Origin of the sequence: Paracoccus xiamenensis (assembly GCF_011308835.1) — a bacterium.
Taxonomy (GTDB): Bacteria; Pseudomonadota; Alphaproteobacteria; order Rhodobacterales; family Rhodobacteraceae; genus Paracoccus; species Paracoccus xiamenensis.
This window is the reverse complement of sequence record NZ_JAAOHY010000001.1, coordinates 784,345-807,598: the sequence shown is the minus strand read 5'-3', so window position 1 is coordinate 807,598 and position 23,254 is coordinate 784,345. Positions and strand designations below refer to the sequence as shown.

At 63.8% G+C, this 23,254-nt stretch carries 20 protein-coding genes; 5 read left to right on the top strand and 15 right to left on the bottom strand.

Annotation, left to right across the window (positions count from 1 at the left end; translation table 11 throughout):
- The first annotated feature begins 25 nt into the window (after positions 1–25).
- On the top strand, positions 26–616 hold the full coding sequence (locus G7044_RS03980) for a DUF1285 domain-containing protein (RefSeq protein WP_166326244.1): 591 nt from the start codon (positions 26–28) through the stop codon (positions 614–616).
- A complete protein-coding gene (locus tag G7044_RS03975; protein WP_166326241.1) occupies positions 592–1,359 on the top strand; it encodes a hydroxypyruvate isomerase family protein in 768 nt (255 codons plus the stop codon). Before G7044_RS03980 ends, G7044_RS03975 begins: the two co-directional genes overlap by 25 nt.
- 166 nt (positions 1,360–1,525) lie before the next feature.
- On the opposite strand, the gene G7044_RS03970 is transcribed toward G7044_RS03975, so the two are convergent.
- The 4 genes from G7044_RS03970 to G7044_RS03955 form a co-directional block, all read right to left on the bottom strand.
- Complete coding sequence (locus tag G7044_RS03970) at positions 1,526–2,734, bottom strand: beta-ketoacyl-[acyl-carrier-protein] synthase family protein (RefSeq protein ID WP_166327331.1); 1,209 nt, start codon at positions 2,732–2,734, stop codon at positions 1,526–1,528.
- 71 nt (positions 2,735–2,805) lie between these two features.
- Positions 2,806–3,066, bottom strand: coding sequence for an acyl carrier protein (locus G7044_RS03965; protein ID WP_166326238.1), 261 nt, complete (start codon positions 3,064–3,066; stop codon positions 2,806–2,808).
- A 12-nt stretch (positions 3,067–3,078) separates the two neighbouring features.
- Positions 3,079–4,164 (bottom strand): UDP-3-O-(3-hydroxymyristoyl)glucosamine N-acyltransferase, encoded by a 1,086-nt coding sequence (locus tag G7044_RS03960; protein WP_166326235.1) that lies wholly within the window; start codon positions 4,162–4,164, stop codon positions 3,079–3,081.
- A 70-nt stretch (positions 4,165–4,234) separates the two neighbouring features.
- Positions 4,235–5,830: a L,D-transpeptidase family protein gene (locus G7044_RS03955; protein ID WP_166326232.1), complete on the bottom strand. Its 1,596-nt coding sequence runs from the start codon at positions 5,828–5,830 to the stop codon at positions 4,235–4,237.
- Between the two features lie 286 nt (positions 5,831–6,116).
- Between G7044_RS03955 and G7044_RS03950 the strand changes: the two genes are divergently transcribed.
- Positions 6,117–6,674, top strand: a complete 558-nt coding sequence (locus G7044_RS03950; RefSeq protein WP_166326229.1) for a YcbK family protein — start codon at positions 6,117–6,119, stop codon at positions 6,672–6,674.
- Positions 6,675–6,776: 102 nt separating this feature from the next.
- On the opposite strand, the gene G7044_RS03945 is transcribed toward G7044_RS03950, so the two are convergent.
- From G7044_RS03945 to G7044_RS03930, 4 genes are all read right to left on the bottom strand, one after another.
- Positions 6,777–7,415 carry a DsbA family oxidoreductase gene (locus tag G7044_RS03945; RefSeq protein WP_166326226.1) on the bottom strand — a complete coding sequence of 213 codons (639 nt, stop codon included), beginning with the start codon at positions 7,413–7,415 and terminating at the stop codon, positions 6,777–6,779.
- A 272-nt stretch (positions 7,416–7,687) separates the two neighbouring features.
- Positions 7,688–7,894, bottom strand: a complete 207-nt coding sequence (locus G7044_RS03940) for a cold-shock protein (protein ID WP_166326223.1) — start codon at positions 7,892–7,894, stop codon at positions 7,688–7,690.
- A gap of 199 nt (positions 7,895–8,093) precedes the next feature.
- On the bottom strand, positions 8,094–10,040 hold the full coding sequence (gene thrS / locus G7044_RS03935; RefSeq protein ID WP_166326220.1) for a threonine--tRNA ligase: 1,947 nt from the start codon (positions 10,038–10,040) through the stop codon (positions 8,094–8,096).
- Positions 10,041–10,161: 121 nt separating this feature from the next.
- Positions 10,162–11,130, bottom strand: a complete 969-nt coding sequence (locus tag G7044_RS03930) for a glycosyltransferase family 2 protein (protein ID WP_166326217.1) — start codon at positions 11,128–11,130, stop codon at positions 10,162–10,164.
- Between the two features lie 117 nt (positions 11,131–11,247).
- Here G7044_RS03930 and G7044_RS03925 point away from each other — a divergent pair, with 117 nt between their 5' ends.
- Entirely contained in the window at positions 11,248–12,471 is a 1,224-nt protein-coding gene (locus G7044_RS03925; protein ID WP_235931122.1) for a multidrug effflux MFS transporter, read from the top strand.
- Here G7044_RS03925 and fdhD read toward each other — a convergent pair.
- Positions 12,468–13,256, bottom strand: coding sequence for a formate dehydrogenase accessory sulfurtransferase FdhD (gene fdhD, locus G7044_RS03920; RefSeq protein ID WP_328803799.1), 789 nt, complete (start codon positions 13,254–13,256; stop codon positions 12,468–12,470). The two genes, G7044_RS03925 and fdhD, sit on opposite strands and share 4 nt — an antisense overlap.
- 206 nt (positions 13,257–13,462) lie before the next feature.
- Here fdhD and G7044_RS03915 point away from each other — a divergent pair, with 206 nt between their 5' ends.
- Positions 13,463–14,095, top strand: coding sequence for a hypothetical protein (locus tag G7044_RS03915; RefSeq protein WP_166326214.1), 633 nt, complete (start codon positions 13,463–13,465; stop codon positions 14,093–14,095).
- On the opposite strand, the gene selB is transcribed toward G7044_RS03915, so the two are convergent.
- From selB to fdnG, 6 genes are read right to left on the bottom strand one after another with little or no spacing between them, the layout of a single operon-like run.
- Positions 14,092–15,978: a selenocysteine-specific translation elongation factor gene (gene selB, locus G7044_RS03910; RefSeq protein ID WP_166326211.1), complete on the bottom strand. Its 1,887-nt coding sequence runs from the start codon at positions 15,976–15,978 to the stop codon at positions 14,092–14,094. The two genes, G7044_RS03915 and selB, sit on opposite strands and share 4 nt — an antisense overlap.
- Positions 15,975–17,351, bottom strand: a complete 1,377-nt coding sequence (gene selA, locus G7044_RS03905; protein ID WP_166326208.1) for an L-seryl-tRNA(Sec) selenium transferase — start codon at positions 17,349–17,351, stop codon at positions 15,975–15,977. The genes selB and selA overlap by 4 nt, the downstream gene beginning before the upstream one ends.
- Before the next feature lies 1 nt (position 17,352).
- Positions 17,353–18,264: a formate dehydrogenase accessory protein FdhE gene (gene fdhE, locus G7044_RS03900; RefSeq protein ID WP_166326205.1), complete on the bottom strand. Its 912-nt coding sequence runs from the start codon at positions 18,262–18,264 to the stop codon at positions 17,353–17,355.
- A 38-nt stretch (positions 18,265–18,302) separates the two neighbouring features.
- The gene (locus tag G7044_RS03895; RefSeq protein WP_166326202.1) at positions 18,303–18,989 is read right to left on the bottom strand and encodes a formate dehydrogenase subunit gamma; all 687 of its coding nucleotides are present in this window, start codon (positions 18,987–18,989) and stop codon (positions 18,303–18,305) included.
- Positions 18,989–20,005, bottom strand: coding sequence for a formate dehydrogenase subunit beta (gene fdxH / locus G7044_RS03890; protein WP_166326199.1), 1,017 nt, complete (start codon positions 20,003–20,005; stop codon positions 18,989–18,991). The genes G7044_RS03895 and fdxH overlap by 1 nt, the downstream gene beginning before the upstream one ends.
- Positions 20,002–23,079: a formate dehydrogenase-N subunit alpha gene (fdnG, locus tag G7044_RS03885; RefSeq protein WP_166326196.1), complete on the bottom strand. Its 3,078-nt coding sequence runs from the start codon at positions 23,077–23,079 to the stop codon at positions 20,002–20,004. The genes fdxH and fdnG overlap by 4 nt, the downstream gene beginning before the upstream one ends.
- Positions 23,080–23,254 lie beyond the last annotated feature (175 nt).

Genomic DNA, 23,254 nt, shown 5'->3' with positions numbered 1-23,254 from the left:
AAACCACGGATCGAACACAGGTGAAATGGGCAATACGTCCGACATCGCATCAAGGTCAGGGCCGGCGGGGGATCGCGCAGACGGCATTGCCGCGGCTGCGCGCAAGGCCGGCATACGCGGCCCCGCACCGGTGCATCTGTGGAACCCGCCCTATTGCGGCGAAATGGACATGGAAATCCGCGCCGATGGGACCTGGTTTCACGAAGGCTCACCGATCGGCCGGCCCGGCATGGTGCGGATGTTCGCCAATATCCTGAAATATGAAGATGGACGTCACTATCTTGTGACCCCGGTCGAAAAGATCGGAATCCGGGTCGAAGACGCCCCCTTCATTGCCGTGGATGTCGATATCGGTCCCGATATCGTCTTTCACACCAATATCGGCGACAGCGCCCGTCTGGACGCCGATCATCCGCTCGTCATGGAAGGGACGCCCGATCTGCCGCGCCCCTATGTCGAGGTTCGTGGCGGCTTGCGCGCCCGGATAGACCGCAAGAGTTTTTATCGGTTGGCCGAACAGGCCTCCAAAGGCCCTGACGGGCTGATGGGGGTGCGTTCGGCCGGTGTTTACTTCCCGTTGGAGTTACCATCATGGCACGGTTCGCCGCCAATCTGACACTACTGTTCAACGAACTCCCCATGCTGCAACGATTCGATGCAGCGAAGCGCGCAGGCTTTCAGGGGGTCGAAATCCTCTTCCCCTATGACCTTGCAGCACCAGAGCTGCGTCAGGCCGCCCGACAGGCCGGCATGGACATCGTGCTGATCAACTGCCCACCGCCAAACTGGGCTGGCGGTCCGCGCGGCTTCGCGGCAGTGCCGGGACTGCGCGACCGGTTCCAGCGCGATTTCGAGCGCGCGCTACGCGTGGCAGAGGTCTTGTCGGCACGCCACATCCACATCATGTCCGGCAAGGCCGAGGGCGAGCCCGCAATGGCCTGCATGATCGAAAACCTGCGTTGGGCCGCTGCGCGCGCACCCCATGCCAGCCTGACGATCGAGCCGATGAACCAGACCGACATGCCCGGCTACTTCCTGTCCGACTTCGATCTTGCCGCCAAGATTCTGGACGCAGTCGCAGCCCCCAATCTCGGGCTGCAATTCGACGCCTATCAGGCCCATATGATCACCGGCGACGTGCTGACAACATGGGAGACGCACCGCCACCGCGTCCACCACATCCAGATCGCTGGCGCCCCCGGCCGTCACGAGCCACGCGAGGGCGATATCGATTACCCGGCCTTCTTCCGCGCCGTCGATGCCTCGCACTATCCCGGCTGGGTCGCGGCTGAATATACCCCGCGGACCACGACCGAGGCCGGCTTGCGCTGGATGGGGCGACCCGCTGCCGGAATGTAACCGCGACGACCGCCTTGCCGCGCCCTGCGCAGGTGCTGCAATGGATATTTGGGCCAGAATGAAAGCGATAGCGGATCACGCTGGCCCAAATATCCCGGGGTGAGGCCCGGAACGGGCCGAGGGGCAGCGCCCCTGTCGCCGCGGACAGGAAGCGCCGTAACGGCCTTCAGACCCGCTTCAACGCGATCACCGCATTCAGCCCGCCGAATGCAAAGGCATTGGAGAGGACCGCATCGACCTTCGCATCGCGGGCGACATTCGGGACCACATCCAGCGCGCATTCGGGATCGGGCTCCTCATAGCCGATGGTCGGCGCAATGATCCCGTCGCGCAGCGCCAGGATGCAGGCCAGCATCTCGATCGCCCCGGTGCCACCGATGACATGGCCATGCATCGACTTGGTCGATGAAATCATCAGCCGGTCGGCATGATGGCCAAAGGCATGGGCGACGGCGGCGCATTCGGTCTTGTCATTGGCCGCGGTGCCAGTGCCATGGGCATTGATATAGCCGATATCATGCGGGTTGAGGCCGGCATCGCGCATCGCGCCGGTGATCGCCCTTTCGGCCCCTTGGGCGCTTGGCATCACGATATCCTGCGCATCCGAAGACATGGCAAATCCCACCACCTCGGCCAGAATATCGGCACCGCGGGCGCGAGCGTGATCGTAATCCTCGAAGACAAAGACGCCGGCACCTTCGCCCTGGACCATGCCGTTGCGGTTGGCGCTGAAGGGGCGGCAGGCATCCTTGGACATGACGCGCAGGCCCTCCCATGCCTTGACGCCGCCGAAGCACAGCATCGCCTCGGACCCGCCGGTCAGCATCACCTGCGCAGCCCCCGAACGCACCATCTGGAAGGCCAGTCCCATCGCATGGTTCGAACTCGCGCAAGCGGTGGCGACTGTAAAGGACGGCCCGCGCAGCCCGAACTCCATGCTGACATGAGAGGCAGCTGCATTGTTCATCAGCTTCGGCACCACGAAGGGGTGAACGCGGTTCTTCCCTTCTTCGTAGACGGTGCGGTAATTTTCGTCCCAGGTGTTCATCCCGCCCGCCGCAGTGCCCAGCACCACGCCCGCGGAAAGCCCGAGTTCACCTTGAAATTCCAGCCCGGATTGCGCCACCGCCTCTTTGGCGGCCATCAGCGTGAACTGGGTGAACTTGTCGTAAAGCAGGATCTGCTGGCGGTTGAACCAGGTTTCGGGCTGCCAGTCATGGATCTGGCCACCGATCTGGATGGTCAGCCGGTCGACATCGCGGAAATCCAGCTGGGTGATCCCGCAGCGCGCCTCGCGGAATGCTTCCAGCGTCGCGGCCACGTCGAGGCCGAGCGCGTTGACCGTTCCCATCCCGGTGATGGCAACCCGGCGCAGCCCGCCAGCCGTCCGCACAACCTGAGGGGTCGGTGACGCCTTGCCCTTGTCTTCCTTGACTTTCTTCGCACTCATCCCTTCGCAGCCACCAGTTTTTCAACCGCCGCGATGATGCTGCCCATGTTCGAGATGTCGAATTCCGACTTCTCCGGTTCGTTGGCGTTGAAGGGGATGGTGATGTCGAACTCCTCCTCAAGCGCGAAGATCGATTCGACAAGGCCAAGGCTGTCGATGCCCAGATCGGCCGGGGTGGAATCGTCGGTCACCTGATCCACGTCCAGCATGGCTTGTTCGGCGATGATGTTTCTGATGCGATCGCGAATATCGGTCATGTGGTTCTCCGTTCAGGCCTTTTCGATCAAGTCTGTAACAGTTTTCTGAAGCTTTGCGACCGTGGCGGCGAGTCGCGGCAAACGGCGGGTGGCCCGGTCCATTTCCAGCCGGGTGGTCATCTCGACCGCCGGGTTGCCCAGAACCACGCGCCCGGCCGGCACGCGGCTGAAAATCTTGGCCGAACCGCCCGCAATCACGTCATCCCCGATGGTAATGTTGTCGGACACGCCCACCTGCCCCGCCAGGACCACCCGGTCGCCGATCACCACCGACCCCGCGACACCGACCTGCCCGCAGATCAGGCAGTCGCGCCCGATGATCACGTTATGGCCAAGATGAACGAGGTTATCGAGCTTGGTGCCCGACCCGATTTTCGTCGCCCGGACGGTTCCCCGGTCGAGGGTCGCGCCAGAGCCGATCTCGACATCATCGCCAATCTCGACTCCGCCGAGCGAGTGGATCCGCTCCCACGATTGCGGAGTAAAATTTTCGCGTTTTCCAAGGCTTCGGCGCATTTCCTCGACGCCTGATTCCTCAGCGGTCACGAAGGAAAATCCATCGCCGCCGATGATCGCGCCGGGCTGGACCACCACCCGGTCGCCGATCTGAATCCCGTGCTGAAGACGCGCGCCGTTCAGGATCAGCGCATCATCGCCGATCTGCGTCCCCCGCTCGATCGAGACATGGCTGGCGATCCGCGCCCGCGCGCCAATGGTCACGCCCGCGCCGATGCTGACGAAGGGACCAATGGCCGCATCCGCGCCGATGGTCGCGGAGGGATCGACCACCGCGCAGGGATGGATGCCGGGGGCAATGTCGGGGCCGGGATCGAAACTGCGCGTCAGCCCGGCCATCACCAGCCGCGGGCGCGGCGCGAAAATGGCTGCGGCCAGACCGTATGCCTCTGGGTCCATGCCTTCCGACAGGATGGCAGCGCTGCCGGGGCGCAGTGCCTCGGCATATTTGGGCGTCATCGCAAGGGCGATCTGGCCCGGCTGATCCTGACCCGGTTCTGCCGCGCCAGAGATCAACATGGTCTGATCGCCCCAGGCGCGGGCGTTCAGAGCCTGCGCGAGTTCCCTGATCGTGATCTGCATGGCGGTCTCCTTTTCGCGGAATGATCTAGACATCCGCGGGCCGCTTTGCCAGTCCCATGCGTCCCGAAGGTCAGGTGCCGGCCTCGGCCGCCTTTTGCATCGCCGACCAGACCTTCGCGTCGCGACCGTAAATATCGGGATAGGTGCGCAGCGTGCCGTCCGGGCCGGGAATGGCGGTGAAATACACCAGATGGATCGGCAGCGGCTCTTCCAGTTTCAGCCAGCGCTCCTCGCCGGTGTCCAGCACCTTGTGGAACAGCGCCCTGGGATCCGATGAATTGCCGCGCAGCAGATCATAGGCCAGCTCGAACGGCTTGGCGACGCGGACGCAGCCATGCGAGGCGGCGCGGTTCCGATTCCCGAACAGCCCTTTCGAGGGCGTGTCATGCAGATAGATGTTCCAGGGGTTCGGGAACATGAACTTCACCAGCCCCAATGCATTGTCGGGCGACGGCTTCTGTCGCAGCCGATAGGGAAAATTCTTGTCATTATAGCGATTGAAATCGACCTGATCGCGGGGGATCACCCGACCCTTGCGATCCACAACGTCCAGATGCGCCACCGCATAACGGTTGGCGCGCAGTTTCGACAGGTAGGATTCGGCGGCAATGGATTGGGGCACGTTCCAGCGCGGGTTGGGCACGACGAATTCCATCGTGTCGCTGAATTCGGGCGTTTCCCAATCGGGATCAGGCTTGCCGACGACGACGCGCGTGTCGAAGGTCGTTTGCCCGTTTTCGCGGATCTCGGCCATGTAGCTTGGGATATTCACCCAGATCATCCGCGCGTTCAGGTCATTGCCGTTGAGCCAGCGCAGCCGCTCCATCGCGATCATGATCCGGCGCGTCTGCGGCCCCGCATCGCCGCCGCTCAGTTGCGCCACCGTCTTCGGGCCGGCAATGCCGTCGTCGGGCAGTCCTGCCGCCTGCTGATAGCGGGCGACGACCTGGGCCAAGTCCTCGTCGAACAGCTGCGGATCGGCGGGCGTCACGTCCGGCGCGAATCCAATGCTGGACAGCCGCGCGCGCAGGTTAGCGACCTCGGCCCCGCTGACGCCAATCTTGTACAGGCCCTTGGCCACGGTCGGCGCATCGGCCGGCGGGACCAAGGCGGCATGATCGGCCAGCACGGCCTGTAGCTGCAGATAGGCCGGATCGTTGGGCGGCAGTGCCGCCAGCGCAGCCGCCGGATCGTCAGAGATGAGGCTTTCCAGCAGCGCGGACATGTCAACCGGGGCCACATTGCGCTTGTTCATCGAATCCGTGCGCTGCGGATCGACCAGCCCGTTGGAAACATCATTGGCCCAACGCGACAGCAGCCGGGCATAGCGCAGCTCGACCGCGATGTCCTGTCCGGTCTCGGCCGCGCTTAGCCCGGAAACATCATAGCGCACGGGTGGCAGCCCGTGCTGAGGAGCAGTGGAAACGGCGGCCAGCAGCGCGGCGCGGCGGCCCTCGGCCTCGGGGCCCAGAAAGACCGGTTTCAGCCCATGCGCGCCGTAAAAGGCCGCCAGACCCGCATCGCTGGCGACGGTCTGGGCCAGCAGCATCTCGGCTTCGGTAAAATCCAGTTTCGGCGCGGGCATTGCCGCAGCCAGCACCGGCGTGATCGCCAGGCAGGCCCCGGCAAGGACGATTCGGCGAATACGATTCGCAAACTTGTTCACGTTTTAACCTCTGCTCGGCACTTTTGGTCCCTTTTGCCAGCGGCGGATGGGATCGTCCAGCGAAGCTGCGGCGTCTTGCCCCTTGACGCGTCCTTGCTGATCGAATCGTTGCGGGCAGACCACAGACTGGCGGATTTCCGCCGATTTTGGCACAATTTCGCCGTGCAGGGAACGAATTGCTTTCAGCCCGTAGGGGCTTGGTGACATATTCTTAATCAGTTCCGCATAAGCAGGGACATGCCACCGAACTGTGGTGAGTTAAGAAAAGCAGGACAGGCGATCTGAAATGACAATCGACATCACCCGCCGCGGCATCCTCGGGGTATTTGCCGCAACCGCCGTTGTGGCCGCGCCCGTAGCCAGCAACGCCTTTGGCATTTTGCGCCGCGCCGGCGACTATCGGCGCGTCAGCATGTACTCGCCGCGAACCGGCGAAAGCATCGACACCGTCTATTGGATCGATGGGAAATACATTCGCGACGCCCTGAACGAGATCAATTACTTCATGCGCGACTGGCGCAGCGGTCAGGCCATCGGGATCGACCCGCGCACCATCGACATCGCCGCCGCATCGCACCGGATGCTGCAAACCAACGAACCCTACATGATGCTGTCGGGCTACCGCTCGCCCAAGACCAATGCCATGCTGCGGTCGCGGTCGGAAGGCGTGGCCAAGAATTCGCTTCACATGACCGGCAAGGCCGCCGACCTGCGGCTGAAATCGCGCTCGGTCAACCAGATGTACAAGGCCGCGATGGCTTGCCGCGGTGGCGGCGTCGGCAAATACTCGCGCTCGAACTTCGTGCATATGGATTGCGGCCCGATCCGCACCTGGGGCGCCTGAACGACAGCGCAACCGCATAAAACGGCCCGCCTCTTGGCGGGCCTTTGCATTCGCGCAAGGGCTGTCCCGGATTTCGGTTAGACAGACCTCATCACGCGGGCGTTACGCCGGATTTCCGGCTGCGAGCTCGTCGATGACCTGACGCCACAAATCTGCCGGCTGCGCGCCCGTCAGCACATGCGTATCGCCGATGATGAAAGTCGGGACCGAACGGATCCCCCGCTCGCGCGCATGGGCCTCGCGCGTCAGCACCTCTTCGCGGTCGGCATCGCTGGCCAGCAGCCGCAGGATCATCGCGGGATCCATCCCGGCGCCCTGCCCGACTTGGGACAGGACCTCGGGATCGGAAATATTGCGCCCTTCGCGCCAATAGGCCCGCATCAGACCGGACATCACGCGCGTCTGCGCCCCTTCGATCCCGGCCCAATGAAGCAGCCGGAACGCGTCCAGCGTTTGCGGAACCCTCTCGATCGCAGCCATGTTGAGCCAAAGGCCAAGACGTTCCGCAGCTTCCAGCACCGGCTTGTTGGCGGCAATGATGCCCGCCTCGTCACCGAATTTCGCCTTCATGTAATCGACGTGGTCGACGCCCGACGGGGGAAGATTGGGGTTCAGCCGGAACGGGTGCCAGACCAGGTTGAACGGATGGCCGGGGCGCGATTCCAGCGCCAGATCCAGCTCTGCCTTGCCGATAAGGCACCACGGGCAGGTCGGATCGGCAAAGATATCAAGCGTAGTCATAGGCTTCTGGTCCCGTGCATGTCAGACATCCCACCGGAATAGTCGCACAGGCGACCCGGTGCAATGAATCAGGATCAGTTTGGCCTGCCGAAGCAGCCGCCAATACAAGGTCGCGGATTTTGAGAGCGCGCCTTCAGGATCGGCCATCCACCTGCTGCGCAGGTTCAGACCGCCAATAAAAGGAAGAAATGACCGGTAGAACAGGCGCAGCGCCCGCACACTTCGGCCGAATGATTGCGAGAGCAGCTATCGGGCCGCTCTCGCATAATAGATCAGAGCAGTTTCAGATCCGAAGCCGATTCACGGCCGTCGCGGCCCGACTGCAGCTCGAAGCTGATTTTCTGGTTGTCTTGCAGGCCGGTCAGGCCGGCGCGCTCAACAGCCGAAATGTGGACGAACACGTCTTTTCCGCCCGAATCGGGTGCGATGAAGCCGTAGCCTTTGGTGTTATTGAACCATTTGACGGTGCCAGTGGCCATTCCGTACTCTCCTTCAAATTTCCTGACCGCGGGGTTGCGGTAAGGCCGTGCAGCCCTTTCGAGATTCCGGCTGCCCCGTGAAGGGAGGCGGTAGAAAGTCATGCTCACGTCGCCAGCATGAACAAGCGCCGACAAAACGCAAGCGAGAAACGCCGCGAAACATGTTCGCAGCGTTAACTTTTAATGACATCGGCGTAAATCAGCCCAAGTCGGGCGGCGTCGCCTCGGCCTGCAATGCTGCGATCACTGCGTCCAGACCCAGCGTTTCGCTGCCCTGCTTGTCCAGCCGCCGCATCGAGACAGTGCGATCCTCAACCTCTTTCATACCGATTGCAAGTATAGCGGGAACTTTTGAAACCGAATGCTCGCGTACTTTGTAATTGATCTTCTCGTTGCGGGTATCGGCCTCGGCGCGGACACCGGCGGCGCGCAGGGCGGACACGACTTCATGGACGAAATCATCCGCATCCGACACGATCGAGGCGACGACCACCTGACGGGGCGCCAGCCAGAAGGGCAGCTTGCCGGCGAAGTTTTCGATCAGGATGCCGATGAACCGTTCGAACGAACCCAGCGTCGCGCGGTGCAGCATGACCGGGCGGTGCTTGGCCCCATCCTCGCCGATATAGCTGGCATCCAGCCGCTCGGGCAGCACGAAATCGACCTGATGGGTACCGCATTGCCAGTCTCGCCCGATGGCGTCGGTCAGCACGAATTCCAGTTTCGGGCCATAGAACGCCCCCTCGCCCGGGTTGATTTCCGGTTCGATCCCGGCCGCACGCGTGGCCGACAACAGCGCGGATTCGGCCTTGTCCCAGGTCTCGTCCGAGCCGGCGCGGTGTTCGGGACGGGTGGCGAATTTCACCCGGAAGGACTGGAATCCCAGGTCGCGGTAAACCGAGGACAGGAAGTCGATGAAACGCTTGGTTTCGTCTTCGATCTGGTCTTCGGTGCAGAAGATATGCGCGTCATCCTGCGTGAAGCCGCGCACCCGCATGATCCCGTGCAATGCACCCGAGGGCTCATAACGGTTGCAGGATCCGAATTCGGCCATGCGCAGCGGCAGGTCGCGATAGGATTTCAGCCCGACATTGAAGATCTGCACATGGCAGGGGCAGTTCATCGGCTTCAGCGCGTTGACCGTCTTGGTCTTGGCGTGCTCCTCGTCCACCTCGACGATGAACATGTGGTCCTGATAGTTTTCCCAGTGCCCGCTGTCTTCCCACAGCTTGCGGCTGACCACCTGCGGCGTGTTCACCTCGACATAGCCGCCATCGCGCTGGCGGCGGCGCATATAGTCCTGAAGCTGGGTGTAGATCGTCCAGCCATTGGGATGCCAGAAGACCTGACCGGGGGCCTCTTCCTGCATGTGGAACAGGTCCATCTCGCGGCCCAGCTTGCGGTGGTCGCGCTTGGCGGCCTCTTCCAGCATGTGCAGATGGGCTTTCAGCTCATCCCGGTTGCGGAAAGCCACGCCGTAAATGCGTTGCAGCATCGGGCGCGTGCTGTCGCCCAGCCAGTAGGCCCCGGCGACATGGGTCAGCTTGAAGGCATCGGCGGGCAGCTGTCCGGTGCTTTGCAGATGCGGCCCACGGCAAAGATCCTGCCAGTCGCCATGCCAATACATCCGCAGATCCTCGTTTCCGGGGATGCGGTCGATCAGCTCGACCTTGAAGGGCTCGCCACGCTCTTTGTAATAGGCGACGGCGCGGTCACGGTCCCAGACCTCGGTGCGGACGGGATCGCGGGCGTTGATGATCTCTTTCATCTTCGCCTCGATCCGGCCCAGATCTTCGGGCGTGAACGGCTCTGCCCGGTCGAAGTCATAGAACCAGCCATAGTCGCGGACCGGGCCAATAGTGACCTTCACATCGGGCCAGATTTCCTGCACCGCACGCGCCATGACATGGGCGAAGTCGTGCCGGATCAGTTCCAGCGCCGGGGCGTCGTCCTTCATCGTGTTGATCGCCAGCGTGCCGCTTTCGGTGATCGGCCAGGCGAGGTCGATGTGACGGCCGTCCAGACTGGCCGAGATCGCCTTCTTGGCCAGACTTGGCGCGATCGAGGCAGCAACTTCGGCGGCGGTGATCCCGGCGGGGTAATCACGGCTCGCACCATCGGGGAATGTCAGGGAAATCTGGCTCATCGGCCGTTCTCCTCGTCAGTTTGGCGCCCACGGAACGCCCGGTTGCGGGTTATGTCGGCAGGTGAAATGCGACGAAGGGACTGAAATGTCAACTGAAAGGTGATTATCAACTGTCGGGCGATCAGAGGTCGGGGTCATTGGCGATTTCGGCGATCAACGCGCCATAGCGCCGCTCGGTCTCGGCCTGGGCTTCGGCGACGCCGGGAAGGGCCAGCAGGCGCGCCATTTCGGCCTCGGTCTCGGCACCGTAACGGTCCAGGATCCGACGGTCCTCGATCCTGGCGCCCGCGAAACGCATCCAGTATTGTTCGGTATGGCGGAGGTTCTGGGGCTCGTCGCCGATTGCACGCGCCCCCCGGCCCCGCCTGCGCCGCATCATGAAGCTGTCGATCGACTTGATCGGATAGTGATTGTACCACGCCAGTTCATGGGTGATCCGGTCGGTGGGAAAGGCCCGCAGGTGGTCCCAGATCTTGTCGGTGGCGGGGAAGCGGGAGACCTCACCATTGCCGCGCATATAGGTGACCTCGGGGCCAAGCAGATAGCCGACGGGATGGTGATTGTGCATCTTCCACCAGCGCCCCCGCCCGCGGCTGAGGCATTTGACCGGCTTGTTATGCGGGTCTGCCGTCGGCAGGCGCTTGGTAAACTGCGGGGCCACGCGGCCCGGCTGCCAATCCATCCCCTTGCCGGTCCCGAAGTTCATCGAGCTGAGCGCGATGATGTCGATCTCTGGCCCCGCAAGCGCAGTCAGGTCGCTGACGCGCCCGTTGCCGACATTGACGTAAAGCAGCTCGTCGGCATCCAGCACCATCGTCCAGTCAGCCTCGTCGGTCTGGTGCTGCCTGCGGATGCGCTGATAGCCGCGATGCTGTGGGATGTCGCCGGTAGAAACGGGGTTCGGCGTATGGGTCACGATCCCCTGCGCGGCAAGCGCGTCCAGCAACAGGTCGGTGCCATCGGTGCAGTCGTTGCTGGCAATATGGATCGCATCAAAGCCCAGCACACGATGATGGGCAACGAATTCCAGCACGAAAGGACCTTCGTCCTTCATGGCGCTCAGCAGAATATGGCGGGGAGGTTGGGGCATCTCGGTCTCGTTCATGGCGGGGAAATTGCCAAAGGCCACCCCGCCGCGCAAGCCCAGACGGGTTGCCCCTGCGGGCGGGCGGGTATATGGCGCAATTCTCGTTACATGGTGAGCCTCATGCAGACCCCGGTCTCTCAATCCCCGGCAGGCGCGCGCCAGCTGCCCCTGTTTGAATTCGTGGTCATGCTGGCCGTGCTGTTCGCAACGGTGGCCTTTTCCATCGACGCCATGCTGCCCGCCCTGCCCGAGATCGCGGCAGAGCTGTCGCCCGACAACATCAACCGCGCCCAGCTGATGCTGACCGCCTTTGTGGCGGGCATGGGCGTCGGCACTGCGGGCGCGGGGGCGCTGTCGGACGCCATCGGACGCAAGCCCGCGATTCTGCTAGGGTCTGCCATCTATATCGCCGCCTCATTCGGTGCGCTTTATGCGCCGACGCTGGAATCGCTGCTGGTGCTGCGCTTCGTCCAGGGCTTTGGGTCCGCGGGCCCCCGGATCGCCGGGACGGCGCTGATCCGCGATCTATACGCGGGTCGCGAGATGGCACGGATCACCAGCTTCGTGATGATGATCTTCATCATGATCCCGGCCGTCGCCCCAACCATTGGTGAGCTGATCATCAACGCCGCTGGCAGTTGGCGGTCGGTCTTCGTGGCCTTCATCATCTTCGGCCTGGTCGGCGGTCTCTGGGTCGGACTGCGTCAGCCCGAAACGCTGCCCCCGACCCGTCGCGTGCCGCTGAGCCTGCGCAACCTGTTCCTGTCCGCCCGCGAGGTTCTGTCGAACCGGCAGGTCATGCTGTGTACGCTGGTGCTGACGCTTGGCTTTGGCCAGATGTTCGCGCTGCTGTCCAGTTCGCAGCAACTATTCGGCGAGACCTATGGTAGGGCCGAGACCTTCACCAAATGGTTCGCGCTGATGGCCTTGCTGTCGGGGATCGGCACGGTGCTGAATGCGCGTTATGTCATGCGCTACGGGATGCGGCGGATCGCGCGTTCGGCCTATGCGATGCAGGTCGTATCCTCGACGCTGGCGCTGCTGCTGGTCGCCTCGGGGGCGCTGCAAGGAAATGCCGCGTTCTATGGCTTCTTCATCTGGGCCGTCAGCGTCTTCTTTATGGCCGGCGTGACCTTCGGCAACCTGAATGCGCTGGCGATGCAGAACATGCCGCATCTGGCCGGCATGACCGCCAGCGTCGTGGCGGCGCTGTCCAGTCTTGGCGCGGTGCTGATCGCCGCCCCGGTGGGGCTTGCCTATGACGGCACCGCATTTCCGATCATGCTGGCGACGCTGATCTGTTCGGTGCTGGCCTGGCTGCTGATGGGACGGATGCGCGACTAGGCGAAACGTTCGGGCCGGGCATAGATCTCGGCCCGCGCGGCGGACCGTGCGCGGCCCGCCAGACCGATCCCGGCCTCTTCCGCCGCCGCCACCGCCGCCGAGGTCGGCGCCGCCAAAGCGATCAACGCCGGCGCACCGAGTACCGCGGTTTTCTGAACCAGATCGACCGAGATCCGGCTGGTCAGCACCACCGCCCCCTGCCCGATCAGCCCGACATGACCGCCGCGCAGCAAGGCACCCGCCAGCTTATCCAGCGCATTGTGACGCCCGACATCTTCGCGCAGCGCAATCAGCCCACGCCCCGGCACCAGAAAGCCCGCCGCATGGCTGGCCCCGGTCGCATCGCGCAACCGCTGCCCGGCATCCATCTGCGCCAGCGCCGCGTCCAGATCGGCCGAGGAAATCACGCATTCCCCCACGACAGGCTCCAACTCTCGCATCGCCGCCGCCAGCGTCTCGACCCCGCAAAGCCCGCAGCCGACCGGCCCCACCGTCCGCCGCCTGCGCCCGATAAAGCGTTGCCCCGCATCGCGGGCCAGCCAGATGCGCAGGTCGATCCCCTGCTCGACACGCTCGGGCGTGACCGCTTCGATTTCTTGCGGCGTGGCAATGCCTTCGGTCAGCGAAAAGCCATAGGCGAAATCTTCCAGGTCGGCGGGACTGCCCATCAGCACTGCCTGCGTCGTGCCGTCATAGCTGATGGCGATGGCGGTTTCCTCGGCCAGATCGACCCCGATCGGGGTTTTGTCCGACATCCGCCGGGCAGAGGTGGCAAGAACGCTCACGGGTCTCTCCTGTCAAACTGGCGCGACTGAACCGGGATGCGGGCACGCGGTCAAGGGCGTGATCGGCGGAAGCTTCCCATCAGGGCGGCATTTCCGACCCCATGATCGTTGCGCGCCAGACCGGGGCAGCCTAACATGGCAGACAGGAACCCGCACGGCAGCCGCGCGTTCTGTCGCTGCAGTTGCTACAGCAGAAAGGACCGGCCATGCGCTTCATGCTCGCCTCGACCCTTATGGCGCTGACGGCTCTGCCCGTCGGCGCGGACGTGTCCGAAGCCCCGATCCCCGATGGCCAGCCCATGGCCGTCGACGAGATCCTGGCCGATCTTCCCGCCTCTGCCCCCACGCCAAACCCGCCGGCTGTGACGGCGCAAAACACGCCAGCCGTGGCCATCCCGGCGGCTCCCGCGCCTGAAGAGGCCACCGATCAGCCCGAAGCCGCCGATGCAACGGCAGAGCCGCCCGATGCATCTAGCCCGGTCACGGTTGCAGAACCCGCCCCGGCAACCGACGCGCCCGCGTCGGAGGTCACCACGGCAGACAGTGCCACGACCGAAAGCGTCACGGGCGAGAGCACCGCAACGACAGAGCCCCCAGCGGCCACCCAAGAAGGCACCCAGGCCGAAATCGGCAGCGCCGGCGCCGTCGATACCCCGGCCACAGCGCCCGCGCCGGGTCAGGACGGTACCGCGGCCGCCAATGCCGGGACCACCGGATGGACCGGCGGCACCGGCGGGGCGCGATTGGGGACGACGCCCTCGGGTGCGGTGCCGGAATCGAAGACCTGGCAGCCGCCCGTCGCCACCGGCATCGACCTGAAGGGCAATGCCAGCAGCTAGAACAGGTCGGCGCGGTGCGGATTGACGCGCCGAAGATCGCCGCGGCGCAACGTCATGCCCAGCCGGTCGAAGAAGTCCAGAATCTCGATGGCGACCTTGCGGCCGTTCTGGACCTGATCGCGAAACAGCGGTGCCGCGAACCAGCCGTCATCGGCAGCAGCCGACAGCGCGCGCACAATCGCCGCCATCTCAACCGTGGTCTGGCGCAGAAAGAAGTGATCCCGAGCAATCTGGTCAACGCGGCCCAGCCGTGCGGACAGCTTCATCAGCCGGCGGATCTCGGCCTCTGGCTGCGCCAGTTCGGCGGCCAGATCGCGGACACGGGGCGGGCGAAACCGCGCATCGCCGCCCAGCAGCGGCTGAACGCGGGCATAAAGCGCCTCGTCATCGGTGCTCATTCGCGGGGCGTGGTCGGGCAAGCGGACAAAACCGGCCTCGACCGCGATCAGCCCGGCATCGACGCCTGCGCGCAGCAGTGCCGCAAAACCCGGCACGGGCAGGCGTGGGTTCAGGGACAGGCGCAGCGCCTCTTGCCCGATGCCCTGAAGATCGGGATTTTCAGCGTGATAGGCAGCCAGCAGGCCCGTCATCTGGCCCTTCAGATCTGCGAGGCGGTCAGGCGACAGCGCAATGCGGGCGCCCGCCGGACCCAGAATGACCGCATCGCCCGCCACACCTGCGTCAGGCGCAAGCGCGCGGTCGCGCAGGAACGGATCCAGCGCGACATGAAACGGGGCGATGTCCAGTTGTGCCGCGAGCGCCTGCGCCGGATCGGCAAGCGACATCGCCGCCAGCGCGGCATGGCGTTCCGGCACCGCCCGGCGTCGCGCGGGCGGGCGCAGGTCCAGCAACCGCCCGCCACCCAGCGTCCGGCTGGCCGAGCCGTCGCGCAGGATAAAGGCATCGCCCCAGCCAAGCGCCAGCGGCTGGTCCGTCACCATTTGCACCAGCGTGCCCCCTTCAAGGTCAGCATTCAGCGGCACGATCCGGGCCTCGGCCTCGGCTGTGCCGACATGCAGGCGCGCGCGCAGCCCGCTGCGCAGCGGCTTTGGCGCGATCCAGTGCAGCACTGCATCCACGCGGTCGGTCGGCGCGTGCAGCCCCGGTGACAGCACCACATCGCCGCGCCCGATCTGATCCTTGGACACGCCACTCAGGTTCAGCGCGACCCGCATCCCGGCCTCGGCCCTTTCAACCGGGCGATTTTGCGCCCTCAAACCACGCACGCGCACCTCCTGCCCGGAGGGCGACACGGTCAACTGATCGCCCGCCGTAACTTGCCCCGAGCGGAGGATGCCGGTGACCACGGTGCCCGCGCCCTCCATCGTGAACGCGCGGTCGACAATCAGCCGCGCCTGCCCCGAAACATCGCGGCTTGCGGTATCTGCGGCCGCCTGCGCAAGCAGGTCGCGCAGTGTCGCGATCCCATGTCCACTGCGGGCTGAAACGGCGATCATTTGCGCCCCGGCCATCGGGGTTGCGGCCATTTCTGTTCCGATTTCGACCTGAAGCGCGGCAATTCGGTCGGGATCCACAAGGTCAGCCTTGCTGATCGCCACGACCGCACGGGTCACACCCAGAAGCGACAGGATCGCCAGATGTTCGCGCGTTTGCGGCATGATGCCGTCATCGGCAGCGACCACGATCAGCGCCAGATCGACCCCGCCGGCCCCGGCCACCATGGTGTGGATCAGGCGATCATGCCCCGGCACATCGACAAAACCGGTGATGCTGCCATCACCCAGATCGGCATAGGCAAAGCCCAGGTCGATGGTGATGCCGCGGGCCTTTTCCTCGGTCAGGCGATCGGCATCAACGCCGGTCAGGGCCTGGATCAGCGCGGTTTTGCCATGGTCGATATGGCCGGCCGTGCCGACAATCACCGCCCCATTCCCGACAGCGCCGAGGCCAGCAGCCCGTCATCGCGCAAGGTCCGCAAATCGAGGATCAGCGCTCCGCCCTCGATCCGGCCGATGATCGGCACCGGCAGCCCGCGGAACGCCGCAGCAAGCGTTTCTGGCGCCCGCCCCGACGGCCCGCTGAGCGCCAGCCCGGCGCTTGGCAGCGTGTCGGTGGGCAGCGAACCTGAACCGACCTGACTTTCACAGTCGCAGACGGTCACGCAATAGCCCATCCGGCCCATCGAATCCGCAACCACCGGCAGCAAACGCTGCGCCTGCTCGACAATTTCAGAGCGCGGCCGCGCCAACATCCGCAGCGTCGGCAGCCGCTGCGCCAGCCGGTCTGGGTCCTGATATAGTTTCAGAACCGCCCCAAGCGCCGCGATGCGGATCTTGTCCAACCGCATCGTCCGTTTCATCGGGTTGGCATTGATCTTCGCGATCAGATCCGCGCGCCCGACGATGAACCCCGCCTGTGGTCCGCCAAGCAACTTGTCGCCGGAAAAGGTCACCAGATCGGCACCTTCGGCCACCGCCTCGGCAACGGTCGGTTCCTTGCGCAGACCATAGCGCGACAAGTCGATCAGCGAGCCAGAGCCGAGGTCGTTCAGCAACGGCACCCCTGCGTCACCGGCGATCCCAGCCAGTTCAGTTGCCAGAACCTCGTGGGTAAAGCCCTCGATCCGGTAATTCGAGGTATGGACCTTCATCACCACGCCAGTCGCATCCGAAATGGCGCTGCGATAATCCTTGGCATGGGTGCGGTTGGTGGTGCCGATTTCGACCAGCCGGGCGCCGGCGCGGGCCATGATGTCGGGGATGCGGAAAGCGCCGCCGATCTCGATCAACTCCCCGCGCGAGACCACCGCCTCGCGCCCGAGCGCCAAGGTGTTCAGCGACAGCAGCACGGCGGCGGCATTGTTGTTGACGACGGTGGCGTCCTCGGCCCCGGTCAGCTCACACAGCAGCGCGCGCAGATGGTCGTCGCGCTCCCCGCGCCCGCCGCTGTCCAGATCGAATTCCAGTGCGACCGGCGCGCGCATGGCGGCGGCGGCGGCCTCGATTGCCTCCTCGGGCAGCATCGCCCGGCCCAGATTGGTGTGCAGCACGGTGCCGGTCAGATTCAGGCAGGGCCGCAGCGGGTCCAGTTGGTCCAGCATGGCAAAGGCGCTTGCCAGCGCGGTCGCCGACGGGTCGACAGGCATGGGACGACCGTTCAGCACTTCGGCACGCATCGTTGAGACGGCACTGCGAATTGCCTCGGTGGTCTTGATCCGCCCATGCATTCCGACCATCGTTTCTCCGACAGCGGTGCTTAGAAGGCGATCCACCGAAGGCAATCTGCGCAGCGTCATCTCAATAACCGATCAAAAAGGGGTTGAACCCGCCTCGTCGCCACTGGCTGTCTCGCAACAGCGCATCAAGTCCGAGACTGGCAATGTCATCCGCGACCGCTTCCAATGCCGTGTCGCGGTTCTGATAAAATATCTTCACCCAAGAATGGCATTCATCACAAACTTCGGCCTTGATGACCGGATCGGTGCTGCCGTCGTCAACGGCGCGATAGCCGATGCCCTTGGTCGAACCGCAGCACAGGCATTTCAACCGTACCTCGTTCCACTGCGTCGCACAGGTGGCGCAGCAGGCATAACGCGCGCCTTCCTGATGCTGCGTCGCCGTCACCATGGACGCGCCGGGCCGTCCGCCGCAGCTGGGACAGGTCCCCACCCGGATCGGCACCAACTGGCCCGCGTCCAGCACCTGCGCCGCACGCGCCCCCGCCACCTGCAACGCCGCCGCGGCAAAGGCTGCGGGCGCAGCAAAGCCGTCCGGCACCCGATCGGCCACCAGTTCCGCCAGCAGCGCCTGCCGGTCCGCGGCTGGCGCCTCGCGCAGGGATTGCAGGGCCGCGCGGGCGGGCGCGGGCATCTCGATACCCTCGGCCTCGGTCAGCAATCCATCGAGGATGCGCCCCATTTCGTCCGACGCGATCAGCGCCGCCCTGTCGATGGGCGGCATGCGACAGCTGCGGTTGCGTTCGATCACGGCCGGATCGGGGGGCGCCGGTGCCTGCAGCGAGGCAGCCACCCTGCCCTGCGCGTCGCAAAGATCGGCGATAAAGCGCAGGTATGGGCCAAGGTTCGACCCCTGCGCCAGGTGGCGCAGGCGGGCGGCGCGGCGCTGGAACAGCTCGCGCGGATCAGGAAGTCGGGCGAATTGCGGTGTCGCAACGCCACCAATCACGGAAGGGTCTGGGGTCAGGCTCATCATCAATTCCAGGGCGCGGGCCAATCAGGCCAACCCATCTATTCTGCGGGAGGGGTGTCCTGACGTCTAGCAACTTCGCGCAGCCATTTGCGGTGATGGCGCCAAGCCCATCCGCCGGTGACGGTGCCGCGCGTCATCGCGCTGATGGTCCCCCGCGTCCAGATCGCTGCATAGACATGCACGATGATGATCAGAACCGACAGCACGGCCGAGATGGAATGGACCAGCACCGCCCAACGCCGTACCGGGATGCTTACAAGGTCGGGAAAGAACTGCTGCCAGATCATCACGCCAGATATCACCATCGCCAGCAGCAGCCAGAACATGCCCCAGAAGACAAACTTCTGGCCGAGGTTGTATTTCCCCAGCTCGGGCAGGTTTTCCTCCTGCCCGTCCAGCAGCTCGCGGATGTTGCGGGCCCAAACCAGATCCTCGCGCCGCATGATGTTCAGCTTCCACAGTTGCAGGAACAGCAGCAGGAAGCTGAAACAGGCGACAACGCCAAAGATCGGGTGCAGGAAGCGCGCGTTCTGACCGCCGCCGAACAGGCCGGTCAGAAAGAACAGCGGCGGCCAGAACAGAGCAAAGCCCGACAAGATCAGCAGAACGATCAGGGCCGCAGTGAACCAGTGATTGATGCGCGTATGGGTGGCATAGCGGCGCACCTCGACCGGTTCGGTGGCGACGATCCGGTCGGTGCTTTCGGAAAACTCGCGCTTCGCCATTACGCCTTCCCTTCATCATTCGGTGTGGCGAGTTCGGCCGTCTCCTCGGGGCCGAGAATGTCGTCGACCATCTCCTCGGCCTCGACCCGGTCATGTTCGGTCACCCGGTTCGGCTTGGAGAAGATCGAGTGCAGCACCGCGCCGACGGCTGCCAGACCGATGGCCGCCATGCCGACCGACTTGGTCGGGCCTTTCCAGCCCTGCACCACGTTCGAGATCTTGGGATCGGCAGGAAGACCCGAATATTCCTCGGGCTTGTCGCCGATGGGCAGGACATACATCACATGCGTGCCGCCCACGCCCGCCGGATCATACAGCGACGCCTTGTCATAGCCGCGCGTGTTCAGGTCGGCGATGCGTTCCTCGGCATGGGCGATCATGTCGTCCTTGGTGCCGAAGACAATGGCCTGCGTCGGGCAGGCCTTGGCGCATGCAGGACCCTGCCCAACAGCGACCCGGTCCGAACACAGCGTACATTTTGAGACCACATGCTTTGTCGGCGACATGCGCGGAATGTCGAAGGGACAGCCCGAAATGCAATAACCGCAGCCGATGCATTTATCATGAATGAAATCAACGATTCCGTTGGAATACTTCACAATCGCACCGGGCGACGGGCAGGCCTTCAGGCAGCCCGGATCCTCGCAATGCATGCAGCCGTCCTTGCGGATCAGCCAATCGAGGTCCCCGGTTTCGGGATCCTCGTATTCGTTGAACCGCATCAGCGTGAACATTTCCGAAGTCAGATCATGCGGGTTTTCGTATGAGCCGAAATTCACCCCGATTTCGGGATGGGTGTCGTTCCATTCGATACAGGCCGACTGGCAGGCCTTGCAGCCGATGCATTTGGAAATGTCGATCAGCTTTGCCAGCTTGTCCAGCTGCCGGGTGGGCGGCGGCAAGTCCGGCGTGGCCGAGGCCAGTACGATATCGCCGTCGCCCAGATTGGGCGCCAGCGCCTCGACCGGTGGATTGGACACGGCTGTGGTCGGCGGGGGTGCGGTATGTTCGCTCATGCCACCGGCTCCTCTGACGGTTCGATATTGACCAGGAAGGCCTTTGATTCCGGCGTCTCGATATTGGCGTCACCGATGAACACCGTCAGCGAGTTGGGGCCGTAGCCCTTCTTCGCATTGCCGGTGAAGCCCCAATGCAGCGGCACACCGACGACATGGACGGGCTTGCCGTCGCAGATCAGCGGCTTGATCCGCTTGGTCACCACGGCTTTCGCCTTGACCGATCCGCGCTTGTTCCAGACCCTGACCCAGCCGCCGTTCTGAATGCCTTTCTCCTCGGCAAGCTGGACGGAAAGCTCAACGAAGAACTCGGGTTGCAGGACAGAGTTCACCCGGTTGTGCTTGGTCCAATAGTGGAAATGCTCGGTCAGTCGGTATGAGGTGCCGACATAGGGGAACTCGTCCGAGGTCCCCAGATCCGCCACGTCCGCCTCGAACACGCGCGCGACCGGGTTGCCCCGCATCTCGGCGTTGAAGACGTTCTGCATCGGGCTTTCGAACGGCTCCATATGGGTCGGGAAAGGCCCGTCGCGCATCATCCCCCGGCTGAACAGGCGCGAGGTGCCTTCGGGGTTCATGATGAACGGCCCGACATCCTGCGGCCTGGCGGTCGGTGAAATGTCCGGCACGTCGCTGCCAACCCATCTCTCTCCATTCCATTCGATGATGGGCCGGGTCGGATCCCAGGGCCTGCCCTCCATATCGGCCGAGGCGCGGTTATACAGCGTCCGTCGGTTCAGCGGCCATGACCACGTCCAGTTCGGATAAACCCCCATGCCCGACGGGTCTTCGTTATCGCGCCGGGCCATGTTGTTGCCGTCCTCGTTCCAGCAACCGGAATAGATCCAGCAGCCGCACATCGTAGAGCCGTCGTCGCGCAACTGGCTGAAATTCACCACCTGCTTGCCGGCCTCGACCACGACCTTCGTCGGATCGGTGCTGTCATAGACGGCGGTCAGCGCCCGGCCATTGACCTCGCGCGCCAGTTCTTCCGGCGTCGGATCGCCCTCATCCGCGTAATCCCAGCTGAGGTTCAGGATCGGATCGGGGACCGAGCCACCTTCCTTCCGGTAAAGTTCGCGCACCCGGACGAAGATCTGCGACATGATCCAGGTGTCCAGCTTCGCCTGCCCCGGCGGCGTCGCGGCCTTCCAGTGCCATTGCAGCCAGCGGCCCGAGTTCGTCAGCGACCCGTCATCCTCGGCGAAGCAGGTCGAGGGAAGCTGGATCACCTCGGTCTGGATCGAGGCGGTGTCGACATCGTTGAACTCGCCATGGTTTTCCCAGAAACGCGAAGTCTCCGTCTCCAGCGGGTCGATCGTCACCAGCAGTTTCAGCTTGGACAGCGCCGATGTCAGCTTGCCCCGGTTGGGGAAAGCCAGCAGCGGGTTGAAGCCCTGGCAGAAATACAGGTTCACATGGCCGTCATTCATCAGTTCGAACATGCGCAGAATGTCGTAATTCGGCACGTCCAGCTTGGGCAGCCAGTGATAGCCCCAGTCGTTTTCCGCCTGCGCGGCATCCCCGTACATGGCCTTCATGAATGAGACCATGAACTTGGAATAGTTCTGCCAATAGCTGGTCTGACCCGGCCGCAACGGCTTGAAGTTCCGCGTCGACATATAGGTCGGGTAGTCGACCTCGCGTTCGGTCGGCATCGACAGATAGCCGGTCAGCAGGTTCGACATCAGGCCCATATCGGTCAGGCCCTGAATGTTCGAATGCCCGCGCAGCGCGTTCATGCCGCCGCCCGCCATGCCGATATTGCCAAGGATCAGCTGCAACATCGCCATGCCGCGGATGTTCTGGCTGCCCTTGGAATGCTGAGTCCAGCCAAGCGCATACATCGAGGTCATGGTCTTGTCGGGGGCCGAGGTCTCGCCGATCATCTCGGCGATGTGCAGGTAGTTCTCGACCGGCGTGCCGCAGATATTTTCGACAAACTCCGGCGTATAGACATCGACATGCCGCTTCAGCAACTGCCAAACGCAGCGCGGATGTTCCAGCGTCATATCGACTTCGGCGAAACCATCCTCGCCGATGACATAGTCCCAGGTCGAGCGGTCATAGTCCCGCTTTTCGGGGTCATAGCCGCTGAACAGCCCATCAGACCAGCCGAAGCCATCCTGCACGATGAAGGCCGCGTTGGTGAAGTTGCGGACGTATTCCCAATGGACCTTATCGTTTTCGATCATCCAGCGGATCATGCCCATCAGCCAGGCAATATCGGTGCCGGGCCGGATCGGGGCATAGTAATCGCTGACCGCCGCCGTGCGGGTATAGCGCGGATCGACCACGATCAGCTTGGCGCCGCGATGCGCCTTGGCTTCCGTGACCCATTTGAACCCGCAAGGGTGGGCTTCTGCGGCATTGCCGCCCATCACGATCACCAGATCGGTGTTCTTGATGTCCGTCCAGGAGTTGGTCATCGCACCGCGACCGAAACTTGGAGCCAAACTGGCCACCGTCGGTCCGTGTCAGACACGCGCCTGGTTGTCGAATCCTGCTATGCCCATGCCCTTGACGACCTTGAAGGTCGCCCAGGCGGTTTCATTGGTGGTGGCAGATGCGGCAAGAAAACCGGCGGTGGTCCAGCGGTTGACGGGCACGCCCGCCTCGTTGAACTGGACCATATTCTCGTCGCGGTCGTCCTTGATCGCGCGGGCGATGCGGTCAAGCGCATCTTCCCAGCTGATCGGTTCGAAGCTGTCGCTGCCGGGGCGGCGAATCTTCGGCTCGGTCAGGCGCGTGTCCGAGGTGACGAAATCCTTCAGCGCCGAGCCTTTCGGGCACAGCGTGCCGCGATTGGTCGGGTGATCCACGTCGCCTTCCACATGGATTAGATCGGCCTGACCCTGATGCACGTCACCCTTGGTATACATGATGATACCGCAGGCGACCGAGCAATATGGGCAGGTGTTGCGGGTTTCGTTCAGCGTCGCAAGCTTGTAGGGGCGGATCTGCGCAAGCTCCTGCGCCTCTGCCTCGCCGAATCCCATTGATCCCAGCGATGTGGCCACGACGCCCGCGCCTGCCAGCTTCAAAAAGCCGCGCCGCGAGAGGTCAATATTCATCATCCCCTCCTGTTGCCTACCCAAAGTTCGGTATGTTCAGGTTGGGCGGAACTGTCTTTTTTGTCAATGCCGCAGGAACGTTCCGAAATGTGGTCCAACGCGCCCGGCCCTCCCGCAATTCACTGAAAAGAAATGCCCTGCCAAAGGGGGACTCCGGCACGGCTTCATGTCACGG